Source organism: Amphibacillus sp. Q70 (assembly GCF_052055485.1).
Classification (GTDB): Bacteria; Bacillota; Bacilli; order Bacillales; family Amphibacillaceae; genus Amphibacillus.
In genome coordinates this window covers 943544-963956 of the sequence record NZ_CP197171.1, presented here as the reverse complement: position 1 = coordinate 963956, position 20413 = coordinate 943544, and the positions used below count along the sequence as shown (strand labels likewise).

Below are 20413 nucleotides of genomic sequence, written 5' to 3'. Positions count from 1 at the left end.
ATTTAATCATTTTGTTTGCCAGATGGTTAAAGTTTTATTCCTTGCCGGGGTGGCGGAATTGGCAGACGCACAGGACTTAAAATCCTGCGGTGGGTTTCCACCGTGCCGGTTCAAGTCCGGCCCTCGGCACCATATAGCGCCCGTAGCTCAATTGGATAGAGTGCTTGACTACGGATCAAGAGGTTAGGGGTTCGACTCCTCTCGGGCGCGCCATTACGGGAAGTAGCTCAGCTTGGTAGAGCACTTGGTTTGGGACCAAGGGGTCGCAGGTTCGAATCCTGTCTTCCCGACCATTTATAATTACTATGATTAGTGGGGCCTTAGCTCAGCTGGGAGAGCGCCTGCTTTGCACGCAGGAGGTCAGCGGTTCGATCCCGCTAGGCTCCACCATTTTTGATCTTTGAAAACTGAATCCAAACAACCATTAAGTTAAGTAAAGAAGTAAGAAGAAGCTAGTGCTTCAAAGCAGAGTAGAAGAGATACTCATTCAATATTATTGAGAGTTTGATCTTGGCTCAGGATGAACGCTGGCGGCGTGCCTAATACATGCAAGTCGAGCGCGTGAAACCCTTTCGATCTCTTCGGAGTGATAAAGGGTGGAACGAGCGGCGGACGGGTGAGTAACACGTGGGCAACCTACCTATGAGACGGGGATAACTCGCGGAAACGCGAGCTAATACCGGATAAGACCTCTGATTACCTAATGAGAGGATAAAAGGCGGCTTAAAGCTGTCACTGATAGATGGGCCCGCGGCGCATTAGCTAGTTGGTGAGATAACAGCTCACCAAGGCAACGATGCGTAGCCGACCTGAGAGGGTGATCGGCCACACTGGGACTGAGACACGGCCCAGACTCCTACGGGAGGCAGCAGTAGGGAATCTTCCGCAATGGACGAAAGTCTGACGGAGCAACGCCGCGTGAACGAAGAAGGTTTTCGGATCGTAAAGTTCTGTTGTTAGGGAAGAACAAGTAGGAGAGTCACTGCTCGTACCTTGACGGTACCTAACGAGAAAGCCCCGGCTAACTACGTGCCAGCAGCCGCGGTAATACGTAGGGGGCAAGCGTTGTCCGGAATTATTGGGCGTAAAGCGCGCGCAGGCGGTTTTTTAAGTCTGATGTGAAATCTTGCGGCTCAACCGTAAGCGGTCATTGGAAACTGGAGAACTTGAGGACAGAAGAGGAGAGTGGAATTCCACGTGTAGCGGTGAAATGCGTAGAGATGTGGAGGAACACCAGTGGCGAAGGCGACTCTCTGGTCTGTAACTGACGCTGAGGTGCGAAAGCGTGGGGAGCGAACAGGATTAGATACCCTGGTAGTCCACGCCGTAAACGATGAGTGCTAGGTGTTAGGGGGTTTCCGCCCCTTAGTGCTGGCGTTAACGCATTAAGCACTCCGCCTGGGGAGTACGGCCGCAAGGCTGAAACTCAAAAGAATTGACGGGGACCCGCACAAGCGGTGGAGCATGTGGTTTAATTCGAAGCAACGCGAAGAACCTTACCAGGTCTTGACATCCTTATGGCCGCTTTAGAGATAAAGCTTTCCCTTCGGGGACATAAGTGACAGGTGGTGCATGGTTGTCGTCAGCTCGTGTCGTGAGATGTTGGGTTAAGTCCCGCAACGAGCGCAACCCTTAACCTTAGTTGCCAGCATTCAGTTGGGCACTCTAAGATGACTGCCGGTGACAAACCGGAGGAAGGTTGGGATGACGTCAAATCATCATGCCCCTTATGACCTGGGCTACACACGTGCTACAATGGAGGGTACAAAGGGCAGCGAAGCCGCGAGGTGAAGCCAATCCCAGAAAACCCTTCACAGTTCGGATTGCAGGCTGCAACTCGCCTGCATGAAGCCGGAATCGCTAGTAATCGTGGATCAGCATGCCACGGTGAATACGTTCCCGGGTCTTGTACACACCGCCCGTCACACCACGAGAGTTAGCAACACCCGAAGTCGGTGAGGTAACCCTATGGGAGCCAGCCGCCGAAGGTGGGGCCAATGATTGGGGTGAAGTCGTAACAAGGTAGCCGTATCGGAAGGTGCGGCTGGATCACCTCCTTTCTAAGGAAAATCAGAGCTAGACTGATTAATAGGAACATCTAACTTGAGTTTAGATGATACTTAACACATGTGTTGTTTGGTTCAGTTTTGAGAGATCAATCTCTCAAGCAAGTATTGTACCTTGAAAACTAGATAAGAAATATGACAAGACATCAAATCAAGTAAGAACAAGTCTTTTTTACTGTAAAGCGTGCAAACGCAACTTAGTTAAGTAAGAAAGGGCGCACGGTGGATGCCTTGGCACTAGGAGCCGAAGAAGGACGGGACGAACACCGAAATGTCTCGGGGAGCTGTACGTAAGCAAAGATCCGGGAATATCCGAATGGGGGAACCCTCTACTCGTTATGGAGTAGAGCATTTAACTGAATCCATAGGTTAAATGCGGCAGACCTGGGGAACTGAAACATCTCAGTACCCAGAGGAAGAGAAAGCAAAAGCGATTTCCTGAGTAGCGGCGAGCGAAACGGAACGAGCCCAAACCAAGAAGCTTGCTTCTTGGGGTTGTAGGACACATCACATGGAGTGAGAAAGAAATCATTTACACGAAGCGACTTGGAAAGGTCCGCGAGACAAGGTAAGAGCCCTGTAGTGGAAAAGTGATTTTCTCCGATGTGGATCCTGAGTACGGCGGAACACGAGAAATTCCGTCGGAATCCGGGAGGACCATCTCCCAAGGCTAAATACTCCCTAGTGACCGATAGTGAACCAGTACCGTGAGGGAAAGGTGAAAAGCACCCCGGGAGGGGAGTGAAAGAGAACCTGAAACCGTGTGCCTACAAGTAGTCGGAGCCCGTTAATGGGTGACGGCGTACCTTTTGTAGAATGGACCGGCGAGTGACGATTCTTTGCAAGGTTAAACCGGAAAAGGTGAAGCCGCAGCGAAAGCGAGTCTGAATAGGGCGTTTAGAGTAAAGGGTCGTCGACCCGAAACCGTGTGATCTACCCATGTCCAGGGTGAAGGTCAGGTAACACTGACTGGAGGCCCGAACCCACGTATGTTGAAAAATGCGGGGATGAGGTGTGGGTAGGGGTGAAATGCCAATCGAACACGGAGATAGCTGGTTCTCTCCGAAATAGCTTTAGGGCTAGCCTCAAGGCATGTATTCTGGAGGTAGAGCACTGATTGAACGAGGGGCCCTTACCGGGTTACCGAATTCAGTCAAACTCCGAATGCCAGAGATATATCCTTGGGAGTCAGACTGTGGGTGATAAGGTTCATAGTCGAGAGGGAAACAACCCAGACCGTCAGCTAAGGTCCCCAAGTATACGTTAAGTGGAAAAGGATGTGGCGTTGCCCAGACAACCAGGATGTTGGCTTAGAAGCAGCCATCATTGAAAGAGTGCGTAATAGCTCACTGGTCGAGTGACGCTGCGCCGAAAATGTACCGGGGCTAAACGTATCACCGAAGCTACGGATTGTTCGTTGAACAATGGTAGGAGAGCGTTGTAAGGGCTGAGAAGTCAGACCGAGAGGACTGGTGGAGCGCTTAGAAGTGAGAATGCCGGTATGAGTAGCGAAAAAGAAGTGAGAATCTTCTTCACCGAAAGCCTAAGGTTTCCTGAGGAAGGCTCGTCCACTCAGGGTTAGTCAGGACCTAAGCCGAGGCCGACAGGCGTAGGCGATGGACAACAGGTGGATAGTCCTGTACCACCTCGTGGCCGTTAAGAGCAAGGGGGGGACGCAGAAGGATAGGGAAAGCGCGCGATTGGAAGAGCGCGCCCAAGCCATGAGTCAGTCAGATAGGCAAATCCGTCTGACCTAATGACCAGTGGTGATGGGGAAGGAAATCAAGTACTGAAGTTCCCGATTTCACACTGCCAAGAAAAGCCTCTAGCCAGGACACAGGTGCCTGTACCGCAAACCGACACAGGTAGGCGAGATGAGAATTCTAAGGTGAGCGGGAGAACTCTCGTTAAGGAACTCGGCAAAATGACCCCGTAACTTCGGGAGAAGGGGTGCTTCTTGCATGAGAAGCCGCAGTGAAAAGGCCCAAGCGACTGTTTAGCAAAAACACAGGTCTCTGCGAAGCCGAAAGGCGAAGTATAGGGGCTGACACCTGCCCGGTGCTGGAAGGTTAAGGGGATGCGTTAGCGTCAGCGAAGCGTTGAACTGAAGCCCCAGTGAACGGCGGCCGTAACTATAACGGTCCTAAGGTAGCGAAATTCCTTGTCGGGTAAGTTCCGACCCGCACGAAAGGTGCAACGACTTGGGCACTGTCTCAACGAGAGACCCGGTGAAATTATACTATGCGTGAAAATGCGCATTACCCGCGACAGGACGGAAAGACCCCGTGGAGCTTTACTGTAGCCTGATATGGAATGTCGGCATCCTTTGTACAGGATAGGTGGGAGCCGTTGAAACGTGAGCGCTAGCTTACGTGGAGGCGCCGGTGGGATACCACCCTGAGGGTGTTGACCTTCTAACCCAGGACCGTGATCCGGTTCGGAGACAGTGTCAGGCAGGCAGTTTGACTGGGGCGGTCGCCTCCCAAAAAGTAACGGAGGCGCCCAAAGGTTCCCTCAGAATGGTTGGAAATCATTCAACGAGTGTAAAGGCAGAAGGGAGCTTGACTGCGAGACCGACAAGTCGAGCAGGGACGAAAGTCGGGCTTAGTGATCCGGCGGTGCCGTATGGAAGGGCCGTCGCTCAACGGATAAAAGCTACCCCGGGGATAACAGGCTTATCTCCCCCAAGAGTCCACATCGACGGGGAGGTTTGGCACCTCGATGTCGGCTCATCGCATCCTGGGGCTGTAGCCGGTCCCAAGGGTTGGGCTGTTCGCCCATTAAAGCGGTACGCGAGCTGGGTTCAGAACGTCGTGAGACAGTTCGGTCCCTATCCGTCGTGGGCGTTTGGAAGTTTGAGAGGAGCTGTCCTTAGTACGAGAGGACCGGGATGGACATACCGCTGGTGTACCAGTTGTTCCGCCAGGAGCATGGCTGGGTAGCTACGTATGGAAAGGATAAGTGCTGAAAGCATCTAAGCATGAAGCCTCCCTCAAGATGAGACTTCCCATCATTAGAGTAAGATCCCTCAGAGACGATGAGGTAGATAGGTTCGAGGTAGAAGCATGGTGACATGTGAAGCTGACGAATACTAATCGATCGAGGACTTAACTAAATTAAAAAGCGGAGTCATCCGTTTAACGACGCAGTGACTGGAGCCGATCAACTGAGATAAAGGAATCACGATGAACGAGAGTGAATCGTTGATGACTTATCGTAGGGCGATAGGCGAAGACACCCAGTTGTTGGATGACAGAGCTAGATTAATACCAAAAAGCTGAACCGACCGTTTAGCAACATCGTTGCTGGGTCAGTGAAGCTGGATTATATGATTTGACTTGTCCGATGCGTTTCTTATCTAGTTTTCAGGGTATGACCTGAACAAATGAATACGTTGATTTAGTGACAATAGCGAAGGGGTCACACCTGTTCCCATACCGAACACAGCAGTTAAGCTCTTCAGCGCCGATGGTAGTTGGGTTTTCCCTGCGAGAGTAGGACGTCGCTAAACTATATAAAAACCTCAAGATAACAAATGGTCTTGAGGTTTTTTTGGGGTTCTTTGTTAAATGGTGTTGCTCAAAGACTATGAAGAAGAATTCAAGATGAGATCTTGTTAAGTACACATGATTATTATCGGATTAAATCGGTGGTATATAACAGCTTAAATAACTATAATATTTGCCTGAATTATGTTATAGTTAGTTATTAGTATCGAGAATTTAATTGAGAATAAAAGGGGTCTTTCACATGAAGAAAATTGCTTGGATAACAGATAGTACATGTGGATTGTCACAAGAGTTTATTGACCAACACAATATTTTTGTTTTACCGATGATCGTGATTATTAATAATATCTCTTATCGAGAGGATATAGATGTGACGAAAGATGAAGTTTATGCACTATTAAGTCAATTTGGTGAGGGAGCTAAGACCAGTCAACCTCCATTTGGTGAATTCATAGAATTGTATAAAAAATTGAAAAACGAGTATGAACTTGGAATTGCTCTTCATGCGTCCAGTGAATTAACTGGAACATATCAAAGCTCAATTAGCGCTGCTAAAATGGAAGAATTCCCTGTTGAAGTCATTGACTCTAAAATGGGTTCATATGCACTGGGTAAAATGATTAGGAATGGGATTAAAATGGAACAAGAGGGTGTACCTTATAAAGATATTGTCGCTAAATTAAAGACTTATCCGAAAAAAGCAGAAATGTATTTATTGCCGAAGAGCTTTGAACAAATGAAGCGTAGTGGCCGTGTTAGTACAACCCAGGCTGTTTTTGCAAATTTATTAAATATAAATTTAATCTTACAATTTGACAATGGTAAAGTCATTGTTGAAAGTAAAATAAGAAGTCAAAAAAAGGCTGTACAACATTTATTTCAAAAGGTTGAAGAAGTCTATAAAACAGGTAATATCAAAGAATTGGGGATTATGCATGCTGGTGCTAAGGAAATAGCCAACCAGTGGAAAGAAGAGTTAAAAAAATTACATAAGAATTTAAAAATTAAGATCGAGCCACTTGTTCCAGTAGCAGGAATACATGCAGGGCATGGGACCATGGCAATATCTTGGTTAAAAGAATGATAAGATAAAATAAATAGATCACCCCAATGGAGATCTATTTATTTTAATTGTTAATAAACTATATCATAGCAACAGGATAATTTTATTGCAAAGTAGAGAAATGAGCAAGATAATTATTCCGGAATTTTTAGTTATGAGTACGAGGTTATTATTAGCATTAGTTTTATCGGGTATAATAGGTTTTGAACGAAAAATAAATAGACATACAGCTCGATTTAGAACGCTTATTCTGGTAGTCGTTAGTTCTTGTTTGATGATACCGATGATTTGATCAATATTTTAGAACATTTCCAGATGTCGCTCGATTTGATCCGGCAAGATGGACAGTTGCAGGATTAGGTTTAGTTGTTGGTATTGGGATGATCGATATCGCTATATTAACAACAGTTATTATTTTGTTAGTTTAGTTTTTCTTAATAATGTTGAAAAACGTGAATATCGTAGAAACCTTAAAATTACTGTAACAGAGATATCCATTGTTGATCAAATTTTCTCGCAATTTCATTCACGTAATATTGTGGTAAAGGATATTCATTTTAAAAAGGAACAGAGCAATAGCATGATTATCATATCAAATGTTTTAGCTGGAAAAAGTACAATAATGAAAGATGTTTATTATGACTTATTAAAAATTGAACAACTAAAGCAAATAAAAGAAGTGAAACAAGTGTAAAAGTTGCATCTCAAGTTTATGCAGTATAAAATATAAATATAGTCAAATATAGTCAAAGTCAATCAGGAGGAGAGGGAGAGATGCGTAATATTTCAGATATAATTGAAGCGCATTTAAAACAAATAATTGAAAGTAACAAACATAATATAATTGAAATTAAACGTAGTGAAATTGCTGATCAGTTCTCTTGTGTACCTTCTCAAATTAATTATGTAATTAATACAAGGTTTACACCTGAAAGAGGTTACCACGTTGAGAGTAAGCGTGGTGGAGGTGGTTATATTCGGATTCAGCGAATGGCCACTAATAGTAAAAATGTATTGATTGATGAATTAATTGATCTTGTTAGACCAGAAGTGACTCAACAAATAGCTATAGCTGTGATTGAACGTTTACTTGAGGCTGAGTATCTCTCTATTAGAGAGGCAAAATTAATGATAAGTGCTATCAATAGAGAGGTATTAGCTCTGCAAATTCCAATTCGTGACGAGCTGAGATCACGAATTTTAGTTGCTATGTTAAGATCTTTAAAGTATAACTAAGCTTGCCTAAAGACAAGGAGGAATCCTAAATGAAATGTGAAATTTGTCAACAGCGATCAGCTAGCTTACATTTGACGAACTTTATAAATGGTCAAAAAACGGAAATACATCTCTGTCAGCAATGTGCAAAGGAAAAAGGTTATTTAGACACAGAGGAAGATGTCTATACTATTCATGACCTGTTGAGCGGTTTGTTTAATGATTATTCTAGCTCAACAACAAAGACAGAAGCAAATAAGCATAACCCTCATGAACTCGCTTGTCCACATTGTCATATGACATATCAGCAATTTTCTAAAATAGGAAAATTCGGTTGCTCACAGTGTTATCAAATATTTAGTGAATATTTGAATCCAATCTTTAGAAGGGTACAAGGTGGAAATACGAAGCATATCGGAAAAATACCGAACAGACAGCATGTTCATTTACAGCATAAACGCCTAATCCAAGATTATCGAGATCAATTACAGCAACTTATTAATGAGGAGAGATTTGAAGATGCGGCGGAAGTAAGAGATAAAATAAAAGAACTGGAGCAAAAAGAAAAGTCTTCTCATGAAAAAGGAGATGAAATTTGATGTCATTACAATCTTTTATTGATCAAGCAATTAGTCCATGGATGCAGGAGGAAGGGCCTGATCATGATATCGTGCTAAGCACGCGCATTCGATTAGCGCGTAATTTTACCGATGTTCCTTTTCCTTTAATGGCGGCGGAAGAAGAGCTTAAGATTGTATCCAATTGGATCAAAGAACATTTTAGCGAAAAGTCTTTTGCTCAATATGAGAATTTTGAATACTTTGCAATGGAAGATTTAAAGCCTTTAGAGAAGCAAGTTTTGGTTGAAAAGCATTTGGTTAGTCCATTTCTCGTGGAGCGACAAAAAGAAAGTGGGGTATTACTTTCAAAAAATGAACAGGTTTCTTTAATGGTGAATGAAGAAGATCATATGCGCTTACAACTATATTTTCCTGGCTTACAATTAGAGCGAGGACTCGAAGAAGCATTTAAGTTTGATGATTGGTTAGAAGAAAAAATTGATTATGCATTTGATGAAAATCGAGGCTATTTAACAAGTTGTCCAACCAACGTTGGAACAGGGATTAGAGCCTCAGTAATGATGCACTTACCTGCCTTAACATTAACCGGTAAAATAAGAAAAATGGTTCCTGCTATTAATCAACTCGGTTTTGTTGTAAGAGGTATATATGGTGAAGGTAGTGAAGCAGCTGGTAATATCTATCAAATTTCAAATCAAGTTACATTGGGGCGATCAGAGCAAGATATTATTCAAGATCTCCATAGCGTAGTTGAACAGTTAATTGCTCGCGAACGTGATGCAAGACAAATGTTAATTGACCAATCAGGACTTCGTTTAGAAGATCGCATCTTTCGATCTTATGGTATATTAAAGCACAGTAGAATTATCGAATCAAAGGAAGCAGCTAAGTGTTTATCAGATTTACGTTTAGCAATTGATATTGGTTACATCAAGAATCTTTCAACAGCGATCTTAAATGAATTAATGACTTTAACACAACCAGCATTTTTGCAACAATATGCACAAGAAACACTAACACCAGAACAACGTGATATGAAACGCGCTACTATTATTCGTGAACGTTTACGTCTAGAGGAGCAATAAAGGAGGAAGAATAATAAATGATGTTTGGAAGATTCACTGAAAGAGCTCAGAAGGTATTAGCTCTTTCGCAAGAAGAAGCAATCCGATTGGGACATAACAATATTGGTACTGAGCATATATTACTTGGTCTAATTCGTGAGGGAGAAGGTATTGCTGCTAAAGCTCTTCATTCATTAGGCTTAGAGACCGATAAAATTCAAGAAGAGGTTGAAGGTTTAATAGGTATTGGTAAAAAAACCTCACAAACCATCCATTATACACCGAGAGCTAAAAAAGTTATTGAACTTTCTATGGATGAGGCAAGAAAGTTAGGCCACACATATGTTGGAACAGAACATATTTTGTTAGGGTTAATTCGCGAAGGAGAAGGGATAGCAGCGCGTGTTCTAAATAATCTAGATGTCAGCTTAAATCGTGCACGTCAACAAGTTCTCCAGCTATTAGGTAGTAATGAGACAGTTAGAAAAGGCCAAGTACGTCATGCTCAAAATAATCCAGCCAGCACACCTACTCTTGATTCCTTAGCTCGGGACCTAACAGTTACAGCAAAAGAAGGAAATGTTGATCCTGTAATTGGTCGTGAGAAGGAAATTGCACGAGTAATTCAAGTGCTTAGTCGTCGAACCAAAAACAATCCCGTCTTAATCGGTGAGCCAGGTGTGGGGAAGACAGCTGTAGCAGAGGGATTAGCACAACAAATTATTGATAACGAAGTACCAGAAACGTTACGTGATAAGCGTGTGATGACTCTCGATATGGGAACGGTTGTTGCAGGAACAAAATATAGGGGTGAATTCGAAGATCGTTTGAAAAAAGTGATGGAGGAAATTCGCCAAGCAGGTAATATCATTCTGTTTATTGATGAATTGCATACTTTAATTGGTGCGGGTGGTGCTGAAGGTGCAATTGATGCATCGAATATTTTGAAACCATCTTTAGCTCGTGGTGAATTACAGTGTATTGGTGCGACAACAATTGATGAGTATCGAAAGTATATTGAAAAAGATGCTGCACTTGAACGTCGATTTCAGCCAATCCAGGTAGATGAGCCTACTCTTGAACAGTCAATTGAAATTTTAAAAGGACTTCGTGATCGTTATGAGGCACATCATCGTGTCACTATTACAGATGAAGCGATTGATGCTGCTGTTAATTTGTCAAATCGCTATATTACTGATCGTTTTTTACCTGATAAAGCAATCGATTTAATTGATGAAGCAGGTTCAAAGGTGCGTCTGCGTTCATATACTGCACCAACAAACTTAAAGGAGCTTGAACAAAGCTTAACAGAAGTCAGAAAAGAGAAGGATGCTGCTGTTCAAAGCCAAGAATTTGAAAAAGCTGCTTCATTACGCGATCGTGAGCAGAAACTACGCAAGGAACTTGACAAAACAAAAGAAAAATGGAAGGAAAAACAAGGTCAGGAAGACTCTAAAGTGACTGTAGAAGATATAGCATCCGTTGTATCTAACTGGACTGGAGTCCCTGTTGATTCGTTAACGAAAGATGAAACGACACGGTTATTAGGCTTAGAAAATACTTTACACAACCGCGTCATCGGGCAATCAGAGGCAGTTATTGCTGTTTCAAAAGCTATTCGTCGTGCACGGGCAGGCTTAAAAGATCCCAAACGTCCAATTGGATCCTTTATTTTCCTAGGTCCTACTGGGGTTGGGAAAACAGAATTAGCTCGTACATTAGCTGAAGCCATGTTTGGTGATGAAGATGCCATGATTCGCATTGATATGTCAGAATATATGGAAAAGCATACAACATCAAGACTTGTTGGGTCACCTCCAGGATATGTGGGGCATGAAGAAGGTGGTCAATTAACTGAAAAGGTTCGTAGTAAGCCATACTCAGTTGTCTTACTTGATGAAATAGAAAAGGCTCACCCTGAAGTATTTAATATTTTGCTTCAGGTCTTAGAAGACGGCCGTTTAACAGATTCAAAAGGCAGGGTTGTTGATTTTAGAAATACTGTTCTAATTATGACTTCAAACGTTGGAGCCAGCGAATTACAAAATAATAAATATGTTGGCTTTAATTTACAAGATGAGCAAACGGATTATAAAAACATGAAGTCAAAAGTAACGGAAGCATTGAAAAAAGCATTTCGTCCGGAATTTTTAAACAGAATTGATGAAACCATTGTTTTCCACGCGCTTGAGCGAAAACATATGAAAGATATTGTTAGCCTAATGATTAATCAGCTTCAAACACGATTAGCTAATCAGGGGCTTAACTTTACTTTATCTAACAAGGCAATAGAAAAAATTGCTGAAGATGGATTCGATCCAGAATATGGAGCTCGTCCTTTGCGTCGCTCCATTCAAAAAAATATTGAAGATTTACTGTCAGAAGCATTACTGCGAGGCGATATTACAAAAGAAGAAAATATTCGCATCGGACTTAGCAGCAATGGCAAATTCATTATCTTAAATAAGTAATAACAATCAAGAAGAAAGTGGAAGGTAAACTTTACCTTTCACTTTCTTTTTCATATACTATAATAAATACGATTATCTAAAAGGAGTTAGCAACTGTATTATCCTCTATCGTTCTTGAAAAGGGATGATTAGTTCCGGTAAATGCTTTGAAAAATTTACATCATTTTTACACAAAGAATTAATTCAGGTGTAACCTAAGTTATCTTTTTTTAGAGTATAATAAAAGAAAGGAGAGGTCATTTTGGCTAAAAGTAAAAGCACTTTTGTTTGTCAAGAATGTGGCTATGAATCACCTAAATGGATGGGCAAATGTCCAAGCTGTAATCAATGGAATACACTGGTAGAAGAAGTTATTGTTAAAACAACATCCAAGCATTCAGGTTTAGGACAAGATAAAAGCCAGTCACCAGAGAAGATAACAGCCATTCAAACAAAAGAAGAAGCAAGAATGAAAACAGAGATGCCAGAATTAAATCGTGTTCTTGGTGGAGGCATCGTCCCCGGTTCTTTGGTACTTATCGGTGGGGATCCAGGGATTGGTAAGTCAACGTTATTACTGCAAATTTCCAACCAATTAGCCAATAAGGGAACCTCTGTACTTTATATTTCTGGAGAAGAATCAACACGTCAAACAAAGTTAAGAGCAGATCGGCTCGGTGTAACGTCTGAAAAACTATATGTTCTCTCAGAAACGAATTTACAACTTATTTCAGCTCAAATCGATCAATTGAATCCAGCTTTTGTTGTGATAGATTCCATTCAAACTATTTTTAAGGATGAAGTAACAAGTGCACCAGGAAGTGTTTCACAAGTACGTGAATGTACAGGTACGCTGATGCGTATAGCTAAAACAAAGCATATCCCCATTTTTATTGTAGGACATGTTACGAAGGAAGGCGCTATTGCTGGTCCGCGCATGTTAGAGCACATGGTTGATGCTGTTCTTTATTTTGAGGGTGAGCGGCACCATACTTATCGAATTTTACGGGGAGTAAAGAATCGCTTTGGCAGCACAAATGAAATGGGTATTTTTGAAATGAAAGAAAGTGGATTGAAGGAGGTTAATAATCCTTCGGAGATTTTCTTAGAAGAGCGTTCACAAGGGGTTGCTGGTTCAACTGTTGTTGCATCAATGGAAGGTACACGACCTGTTCTTGTAGAGATTCAATCATTAATCTCACCAACAAGCTTTGGCCAAGCTCGGCGAATGGCAACAGGGATAGATCACAATCGGGTACCATTGTTAATGGCTGTTTTAGAAAAAAGAGTTGGTTTATTAATGCAAAATCAAGATGCCTATGTTAAAGTTGCAGGCGGCATAAAGCTAGATGAACCGGCGATAGATCTTGCAGTAGCCGTAAGTATTGCCTCAAGTTTTAAAGGGCAAGCCTGTATGCCATATGACGTTTTAATTGGTGAGGTTGGTTTAACAGGAGAAATCCGCCGTGTCTCAAGAATTGAGCAAAGACTTCAAGAAGCAGCCAAACTTGGTTTTAAACGAGCGATCATTCCAGCACGAAACCTTGATGGCTGGCAAGCACCGGAATCACTTCAAGTTATAGGAGCAGATTCGATTCAGGAAGCCTTGCAAATAACCTTAGAACAAAAGTAAATGAGATAGTCTAAAAAAACAAGGTTAAAGTCCCCCTTTATTGGGGAGTATAGGATTAGGAGGTGAAGATAGTGCTAAAAAGAATAGTACAATTATTTATTATTATTGCCGGAGGAACAGCGGGGTTTTTATATTTTCCATCATTAGTTAGGATCATTGGTTTCACAAGAGATACATGGATAGATCATCCCTATGCGTCTCCTTATATTGGTTTAGCGCTTGGCGCAATTATATTATATTTATTATCTTTTTGGCTAGTTGATTATATCGTTCAATTCATTCAATTTTTAGAACGAACTTTACTCGGTGCTCCATTGGCAAACTTGTTTTTTGGTGGGATTGGCTTAATCATTGGTTTAACAATTGCCTTTTTCATTAATCAACCCATTATCGATATTCAAATTATTGTGGTCTCACAAATTGTTCCGCTTTTTATTATGGGATTACTCGGATATTTAGGATTTCAAGTTGGTTTTAAACGCCGTGACGAATTTATAAGTATATTAACGCTAGCGAAAAAAGATAAAGAGCAAAAGGCCGTGCCAGAAGAACAAAAAAATGATGAAGTGGTGCCAAAGTCAAAAATTCTTGATACTAGTGTAATTATCGATGGACGAATAGCGGATATTTGCCAAACTCATTTTCTCGAGGGGACCATTATTATTCCTCATTTTGTTCTTGAAGAACTCCAACACATTGCTGATTCTTCTGACGCATTAAAGCGAAACCGAGGGCGCCGTGGCCTAGATATTCTTAATCGATTGCAAAAAGATATTCCTGAGAAAGTTGAAATGTATGAGGGTAATTTTGAAGATATTCAAGAGGTAGATAGCAAACTTGTTAAGTTAGCTAAAGTAATGAATGGTATTGTCGTGACTAATGACTTTAATCTTAATAAAGTATGTGAATTTCAAAATGTACAAGTCTTAAATATTAATGATTTGGCCAATGCGGTTAAGCCTGTCGTATTACCAGGTGAACAACTGAAAGTGCAAGTCATTAAGGATGGTAAAGAACATGACCAAGGTGTTGCTTACCTAGATGATGGCACAATGATTGTTGTAGAAGAAGGTCGTAATTATATCGGTGAGGCTATTGATGTGATTATTACAAGTGTTCTGCAAACATCTGCAGGTCGTATGATCTTTGCTAAACCGAAAGCACTTGAAAAGGCACAATAAAAAGGGTATAACAAATAAAGAAACTAAAAAGTGATAACGATTGTTATCACTTTTTATTACACTATGAGAAAATATAAAATTCAATTAAGCAGATAGTTGAAAACTTCACATCTAAAGGATGAGAAAAACGCCCCCATATGTTCACACGGTATGGTAAAATTATTTAGTGATATCATTTTGTAAAAGTGCAGTGTCTATATTAAAGAAATGATTCATCGAAGAATCTGAGAAGTTGAATCAAAAAAAGATGAGCAAATAGGAGTTTATCTAATGGTTATCTCTCAAGGTAGAAGTAACGAGAAAATGAATCCTTATTATGTGATTATTCTGGCTGCTGGGATGGGACAACGAATGCAAGCAGACTGTAATAAACCATTTGTGATGCTGAGAAACAAACCAGTGCTGATACATACAATGACGGTTTTTGATCAGGATCCGATGTGTGAAGAAATTGTTCTTGTTATTCGAGTAAAGGATCAGACAAATGTCGAAGCCATATTAGCAAAAGCAGCCTTTAAAACAGCAATAAAGCTTGTCTATGGAGGTAGGGAGCGACAGGATTCTGTTTATAATGGACTCAACAAGATTGAGGACCACAATAAATTAATTTTTATCCATGATGGTGCTCGACCCTTTGTCAGCCAAGAGTCATTAGACCGATTAAATAAAGTGGCGAGTGAAAATGGGGCTGCTTTGTTGGCTGTTCCTGCTAAAGAGACGATAAAAAGGAAAAATGGGTGTTTGATAGAAACGCTAGATCGAACGAAACTTTATATCGCTCAAACGCCGCAAGCCTTTTCTTATCATAAAATTATGCAAGCACATCAATTGGCAAGAGAGACTTTTTTTTATGGTACTGATGATGCATCATTGGTAGAACGCATAGATGAATCAGTAAAGCTCGTCCAAGGTGATTATCATAATATAAAAATGACAACACCAGAAGATTTAGACCTAGCTCTATTTATTTTGAATCAAAGAGAAAATGATCGTGAATAAAAATGATATTGATCAGACATTTTGGTTAAAAAATGCTAAGATAGGGATAACAAAAGTTATACGTTTGAAGGGAGAAGCAAGATCATGACAAATGAGATCCGTGTACGTTATGCACCGAGCCCGACTGGGGACTTGCATATCGGAAATGCGAGAACAGCTTTATTTAATTATTTATATGCCAAACATTTAGGTGGTAAATTTATTATTCGAACGGAAGATACAGATGAAAAGCGTAATGTTGAAGGTGGAGAAGAGAGCCAGCTTAACTATTTGAAATGGTTAGGTCTTGTTTGGGATGAAGGTGCTGATATTGGTGGCGATTATGGCCCTTATCGTCAAACTGAACGCTTAGATATCTATCAAAAATATGTGACAGAATTGCTTGAACGTGATTTAGCTTATAAATGCTATATGACAGAGAAAGAGCTTGAGCAAGAGCGAGAGGAACAACGAGCGAATGGACAAGTTCCTAAGTATTCAGGAGCGCATAGCCATTTAACGCCTGAACAAATTGAGCAGTTTGAAGCGGAGGGTCGCCAAGCAAGTATTCGATTCCGTGTTCCCGATCAGGTCACCTATGCTTTTGAAGATATTGTTCGTGGTCCAATAACGTTTGAATCGAGTGATTTTGGAGATTGGGTAATCGTTAAAAAGAATGGCATTCCAACTTATAACTTCGCAGTTGCCATCGACGATCATCTAATGCAGATATCCCATGTTTTGCGTGGTGAAGAGCATATTTCTAATACACCAAAGCAAATGATGATTTTTGATGCCTTTGATTGGAGTGCTCCACAGTATGGGCATATGACGTTGATCTTAAATGAAGAACGTAAAAAATTGAGTAAACGTGACCAACATGTGATACAGTTTATTGAACAATATAAAAAATTAGGCTATTTACCGGAAGCCATGTTTAATTTCATTACATTACTAGGTTGGTCACCTGTTGGAGAAGAAGAGATCTTTACCCAGCAAGAAATTATTGACATATTTGATCCGGGCAGATTATCTACTTCAGCAGCCATTTTTGATTCGAAAAAATTACGATGGATGAACAATCAGTATATTAAATCTCTAAGTGAAGAAGAAGTGATCGACCTTGCTTTACCGCACTTGATTGAAGCAGGTAAACTATCACCTGATATGACTGAAGAAGAAAAGAAATGGGCTGTCGACTTAATTAACCTTTATAAAGACCAGTTAAGTTATGGAGCTGAGATCGTCGAGCTAACAGAACTTTTCTTCCAAACGGAGATTAGTTATAATGAAGAAGCACAAGCTGTTTTAGCTGGTGAACAAGTACCGGAAGTACTGCGTGTTTATAAAGAAAAGTTAGCTGAACTTGAAAATTGGGAACCAGCAGACATTAAAACAGCTATTAAGTCAACTCAAAAAGAAACAAAGCAAAGGGGTAAACAATTATTTATGCCTATTCGTGTTGGAACAACGGGTCAGGTACATGGTCCAGAACTTCCAAATGCCATTTACCTTCTTGGTAAGGAGACTGTCGTGACACGCTTAGCAAATCTTTTGCAAACTTTTTAAGCACTAAATGTGTTAGGAATGCATAATAATAAATATCACATTTAGTACGGTCCAGCAAAAAGTTAATGGATGTTATTAATGATTAATACAATAAAAAGCGTTGAAGAGGATAGGGATTAGCGCAAACTTATCAAGAGAGAATCACCTAGGCTGAAAGTGATTTTAAGTCATCTAATTCTATGCACCTCTGAGTCTTTTGCCGAAATTAAAAGTAAGCAGAAGCGGCTTCTCTTCCGTTATCAGAGTTCAAGTTGAGATAAAGTTAAAGTTTGATTCACTTTATCTAAACAGAGTGGAACCGCGTTAAAAGACGTCTCTGTGTATTCGTTACACAGAGACGTCTTTTAATATTTTATGTTAGGGAATCATGGTGTTCTAGATAGGATATGGATGTAAAACTATTTAAATTTTAAAGGATCAGATATAAAGAAAAATGAAGTAAGTGTGCTTATTGTGTTGTAAAAACATATAGTGATATAGCCTTTCTTAAGAACGTTAGTTACATCACCTATGTCCTGTTGGCGTCTACCCTGCGGAAGGCGACTTCTCAATAAGAACATCTTACTTGGTTAAACTGTATGAGAATAGCATATGTTTTTCTAAGCGTTTCTAAATTAAAAGTACGTAGGAGGTGGAATATTATGGCTTTTTTCAAACGTATCAAAGAAGATATTCAAGTTGTTTTTGATCAAGATCCGGCAGCAAGATCGTATTTCGAAGTTATTTTAACTTATTCAGGTGTCCATGCTATTTGGTCGCACCGTATGGCTCATTTCTTTTATCGAAAAAAATTTTTCTTTGTAGCTCGGTTAATTTCCCAACTTAGCCGTTTCTTTACTGGGATAGAAATTCACCCCGGTGCACAAGTAGGCCATCGTTTTTTTATTGATCACGGAATGGGGGTAGTGATTGGTGAAACATGTGAGATCGGCGATGATGTCACGATCTTTCAAGGAGTAACACTTGGAGGAACGGGAAAAGAAAGGGGAAAACGTCATCCAACGATAAAAGATAATGCCCTAATTGCAACAGGTGCCAAGGTTTTGGGTTCTATTACAATTGGAGAACATTCAAAAGTTGGAGCAGGTTCTGTTGTGCTTAAAGATGTCCCAGACTATTCCACAGTTGTTGGCATCCCAGGGCATGTCGTTATCCAAAATGGAAAACGTATTACACAGAGGCTTGATCATAATAAGCTCCCTGATCCGGTTGAAGATTTAATAATTGAATTACAAGAGAAAGTGAAGAACCTGCAAGAAGAGATTGAGTTTGTTAAAGGAGAGAAACAAGATGACGATTAAAATGTACAATACATTGACACGAACAAAAGAAGTATTCAAGCCAATTGAACCAGGGAAGGTAAAAATGTATGTCTGTGGTCCAACTGTTTATAATTACATTCATCTCGGAAATGCGCGTCCTGCGATTGTATTTGATACCGTTCGTCGATATTTGGAGTATCTTGGCTATGAAGTTACCTACATGCTTAATTTTACTGATATTGATGACAAAATTATTAAGGCAGCAAATGAGCGAGGAGAGGATGTGAGTGCGGTTGCCAACCGCTTTATTGAAGCTTATAAAGAGGATGTGAAAGCATTAGGTGTAAAACCAGCCACACATCATCCGCGAGTGACAGAATCGATCCTTGAGATTATTAACTTTATTGAAGTGCTTATTGATAAGGGTTATGCTTATGAAATAAACGGTGATGTTTATTTTAAAACACGTCACTTTGAAGACTATGGTAAATTATCAGATCAATCGTTAGATGATTTACGTTCAGGGGCACGTATTCAAGTTGATGACAATAAAGAGGAACCTTTAGATTTTACACTATGGAAAGCTGCTAAACCCGGAGAAGTTTCCTGGTCATCACCATGGGGGAAAGGCCGTCCGGGATGGCATATTGAATGTTCAGCTATGGCAAAAAAATATTTAGGTAATACCATTGATATTCATGCAGGTGGTCAAGATCTTGCTTTTCCACATCATGAAAATGAAATTGCCCAATCTGAGGCGAATACCGGCCAACCTTTTGCAAACTATTGGCTTCATAATGGTTATGTGACAATTGATGATGAAAAAATGTCGAAGTCAACAGGAAATTTTGTCTTAGCACATGATTTAATTGAACAATATCGACCAGAATTATTAAGATTTTATATTTTAAGTATCCACTATCGTCATCCAATTAATTTTAGTGAAGCTTTGTTGGAACAGTCCAAAAATGGTTTTGAACGGATTGAGAATGTTTACCAAAATTTACAACACCGCCATACAATATGTGAAGAATCCAAAGCAACAGAAGGAGAAGAGGCGTATCAACAAAAATTAGCACAAATAAAAGCTGGATTCATTAAAGAGATGAATGACGATTTTAATACAGCCAATGCGATTACTTTTATTTTTGAGCTTGTTAAGGAAGCAAATCTAGCGATCGAAAGTCAAACAGTTACTAACAAAACATTAGAAGAATTTCTAGCGTTATTCGATCAATTTTTTGCCATACTAGGGATTGAGATTACGGGTTTGGATGACGGCTTATTAGATGAAGACATTGATCAATTATTAGCAGAACGAGAACAAGCGCGAGCTGAAAAAGATTTTGAAAGAGCTGATGCCATTCGTGATCAGTTGAAAACACAGAATATTATACTAGAAGACACTGCGCAAGGAACACGTTGGAAAAGAGGATAAGAATGAAGGTAAATGAAGTTAAACAGATGAAAAGCCTCGCTCTTGCTTATATGGGTGATGCGATCTATGAGGTCCATGTTCGAGATTATTTGATCAGGTCTGGTCACGCTAAGGTCAATGACTTACATCGTTCGGCAATAAAGTATGTTTCAGCAAAAGCACAGGCAAAAGTATTACGTTACTGGCTAGAAGTGAAGCATTTAGCAGATGAGGAAGAGGCGGTTGTTAAGCGAGGACGCAATGCGAAGCCAGGAACAGTACCAAAAAATACGGATGTCATCACTTATCGATATAGTACGGCTTTTGAAGCGCTCTTAGGTTTTCACTATTTTACTGATCAACAACCACGACTACAAGAATTGATGAATGAGGCGGTAGCCTTTATTGAGAAGGAGAGACAATAA

The 20413-nt window shown here is 40.6% G+C and carries 14 protein-coding genes, 4 tRNA genes, 3 rRNA genes and 1 other annotated feature; all 21 genes read left to right on the top strand.

Annotated features, from left to right (window positions below):
- Positions 1-43: 43 nt before the first annotated feature.
- The 21 genes from ACS127_RS04495 to ACS127_RS04395 all read left to right on the top strand — a co-directional run bounded on the left by ACS127_RS04495 (position 44) and on the right by ACS127_RS04395 (position 20413).
- A tRNA-Leu gene (locus ACS127_RS04495) sits at positions 44-132 on the top strand.
- A 4-nt stretch (positions 133-136) separates the two neighbouring features.
- Positions 137-213: transfer RNA gene (locus ACS127_RS04490), tRNA-Arg, on the top strand.
- Positions 214-216: 3 nt separating this feature from the next.
- Positions 217-293: transfer RNA gene (locus ACS127_RS04485), tRNA-Pro, on the top strand.
- A 21-nt stretch (positions 294-314) separates the two neighbouring features.
- Positions 315-390 (top strand) — tRNA-Ala (locus ACS127_RS04480).
- A gap of 102 nt (positions 391-492) precedes the next feature.
- A 16S ribosomal RNA gene (locus ACS127_RS04475) occupies positions 493-2060 on the top strand.
- 205 nt (positions 2061-2265) lie between these two features.
- Positions 2266-5181, top strand: a 23S ribosomal RNA gene (locus ACS127_RS04470).
- A gap of 283 nt (positions 5182-5464) precedes the next feature.
- Positions 5465-5577: ribosomal RNA gene (gene rrf / locus ACS127_RS04465) — 5S ribosomal RNA — on the top strand.
- The 16S, 23S and 5S rRNA genes sit together here with 4 tRNA genes alongside, the layout of an rRNA operon.
- A gap of 239 nt (positions 5578-5816) precedes the next feature.
- A complete protein-coding gene (locus ACS127_RS04460) occupies positions 5817-6659 on the top strand; it encodes a DegV family protein (RefSeq protein ID WP_440897234.1) in 843 nt (280 codons plus the stop codon).
- A gap of 100 nt (positions 6660-6759) precedes the next feature.
- A complete protein-coding gene (locus ACS127_RS04455; RefSeq protein ID WP_440897233.1) occupies positions 6760-6930 on the top strand; it encodes an MgtC/SapB family protein in 171 nt (56 codons plus the stop codon).
- Between the two features lie 48 nt (positions 6931-6978).
- Entirely contained in the window at positions 6979-7332 is a 354-nt protein-coding gene (locus tag ACS127_RS04450; protein WP_440897231.1) for a hypothetical protein, read from the top strand.
- Positions 7333-7412: 80 nt separating this feature from the next.
- The gene (locus ACS127_RS04445; RefSeq protein WP_440897229.1) at positions 7413-7874 is read left to right on the top strand and encodes a CtsR family transcriptional regulator; all 462 of its coding nucleotides are present in this window, start codon (positions 7413-7415) and stop codon (positions 7872-7874) included.
- A gap of 29 nt (positions 7875-7903) precedes the next feature.
- Entirely contained in the window at positions 7904-8452 is a 549-nt protein-coding gene (locus tag ACS127_RS04440; RefSeq protein ID WP_440897227.1) for a UvrB/UvrC motif-containing protein, read from the top strand.
- Complete coding sequence (locus ACS127_RS04435; protein WP_440897226.1) at positions 8452-9519, top strand: protein arginine kinase; 1068 nt, start codon at positions 8452-8454, stop codon at positions 9517-9519. Before ACS127_RS04440 ends, ACS127_RS04435 begins: the two co-directional genes overlap by 1 nt.
- Before the next feature lie 17 nt (positions 9520-9536).
- Positions 9537-11969 (top strand): ATP-dependent Clp protease ATP-binding subunit, encoded by a 2433-nt coding sequence (locus tag ACS127_RS04430; protein WP_440897224.1) that lies wholly within the window; start codon positions 9537-9539, stop codon positions 11967-11969.
- A 241-nt stretch (positions 11970-12210) separates the two neighbouring features.
- Entirely contained in the window at positions 12211-13581 is a 1371-nt protein-coding gene (radA, locus tag ACS127_RS04425; RefSeq protein WP_440897223.1) for a DNA repair protein RadA, read from the top strand.
- A 71-nt stretch (positions 13582-13652) separates the two neighbouring features.
- Entirely contained in the window at positions 13653-14762 is a 1110-nt protein-coding gene (locus ACS127_RS04420; RefSeq protein ID WP_440897222.1) for a PIN/TRAM domain-containing protein, read from the top strand.
- Positions 14763-15032: 270 nt separating this feature from the next.
- Positions 15033-15761, top strand: coding sequence for a 2-C-methyl-D-erythritol 4-phosphate cytidylyltransferase (gene ispD / locus ACS127_RS04415; protein ID WP_440897220.1), 729 nt, complete (start codon positions 15033-15035; stop codon positions 15759-15761).
- Positions 15762-15845: 84 nt separating this feature from the next.
- Entirely contained in the window at positions 15846-17309 is a 1464-nt protein-coding gene (gltX, locus tag ACS127_RS04410; protein ID WP_440897218.1) for a glutamate--tRNA ligase, read from the top strand.
- A 91-nt stretch (positions 17310-17400) separates the two neighbouring features.
- Positions 17401-17630 (top strand) — a binding site (T-box leader).
- 320 nt (positions 17631-17950) lie between these two features.
- Entirely contained in the window at positions 17951-18610 is a 660-nt protein-coding gene (gene cysE / locus ACS127_RS04405) for a serine O-acetyltransferase (RefSeq protein ID WP_440897216.1), read from the top strand.
- Positions 18600-20009: a cysteine--tRNA ligase gene (gene cysS, locus ACS127_RS04400; protein WP_440897215.1), complete on the top strand. Its 1410-nt coding sequence runs from the start codon at positions 18600-18602 to the stop codon at positions 20007-20009. The genes cysE and cysS overlap by 11 nt, the downstream gene beginning before the upstream one ends.
- Positions 20010-20011: 2 nt before the next feature.
- The gene (locus ACS127_RS04395) at positions 20012-20413 is read left to right on the top strand and encodes a Mini-ribonuclease 3 (protein WP_440897214.1); all 402 of its coding nucleotides are present in this window, start codon (positions 20012-20014) and stop codon (positions 20411-20413) included.

Bases quoted from the DNA above. Each gene is read 5' to 3' on its own strand.
- ACS127_RS04460 (WP_440897234.1), top strand. From the start codon at position 5,817: ATGAAGAAAATTGCTTGGATAACAGATAGTACATGTGGATTGTCACAA.
- ACS127_RS04455 (WP_440897233.1), top strand. From the start codon at position 6,760: ATGAGCAAGATAATTATTCCGGAATTTTTAGTTATGAGTACGAGGTTA.
- ACS127_RS04450 (WP_440897231.1), top strand. From the start codon at position 6,979: ATGGACAGTTGCAGGATTAGGTTTAGTTGTTGGTATTGGGATGATCGA.
- ACS127_RS04445 (WP_440897229.1), top strand. From the start codon at position 7,413: ATGCGTAATATTTCAGATATAATTGAAGCGCATTTAAAACAAATAATT.
- ACS127_RS04440 (WP_440897227.1), top strand. From the start codon at position 7,904: ATGAAATGTGAAATTTGTCAACAGCGATCAGCTAGCTTACATTTGACG.
- ACS127_RS04435 (WP_440897226.1), top strand. From the start codon at position 8,452: ATGTCATTACAATCTTTTATTGATCAAGCAATTAGTCCATGGATGCAG.
- ACS127_RS04430 (WP_440897224.1), top strand. From the start codon at position 9,537: ATGATGTTTGGAAGATTCACTGAAAGAGCTCAGAAGGTATTAGCTCTT.
- ispD (WP_440897220.1), top strand. From the start codon at position 15,033: ATGGTTATCTCTCAAGGTAGAAGTAACGAGAAAATGAATCCTTATTAT.
- gltX (WP_440897218.1), top strand. From the start codon at position 15,846: ATGACAAATGAGATCCGTGTACGTTATGCACCGAGCCCGACTGGGGAC.
- cysE (WP_440897216.1), top strand. From the start codon at position 17,951: ATGGCTTTTTTCAAACGTATCAAAGAAGATATTCAAGTTGTTTTTGAT.
- cysS (WP_440897215.1), top strand. From the start codon at position 18,600: ATGACGATTAAAATGTACAATACATTGACACGAACAAAAGAAGTATTC.
- ACS127_RS04395 (WP_440897214.1), top strand. From the start codon at position 20,012: ATGAAGGTAAATGAAGTTAAACAGATGAAAAGCCTCGCTCTTGCTTAT.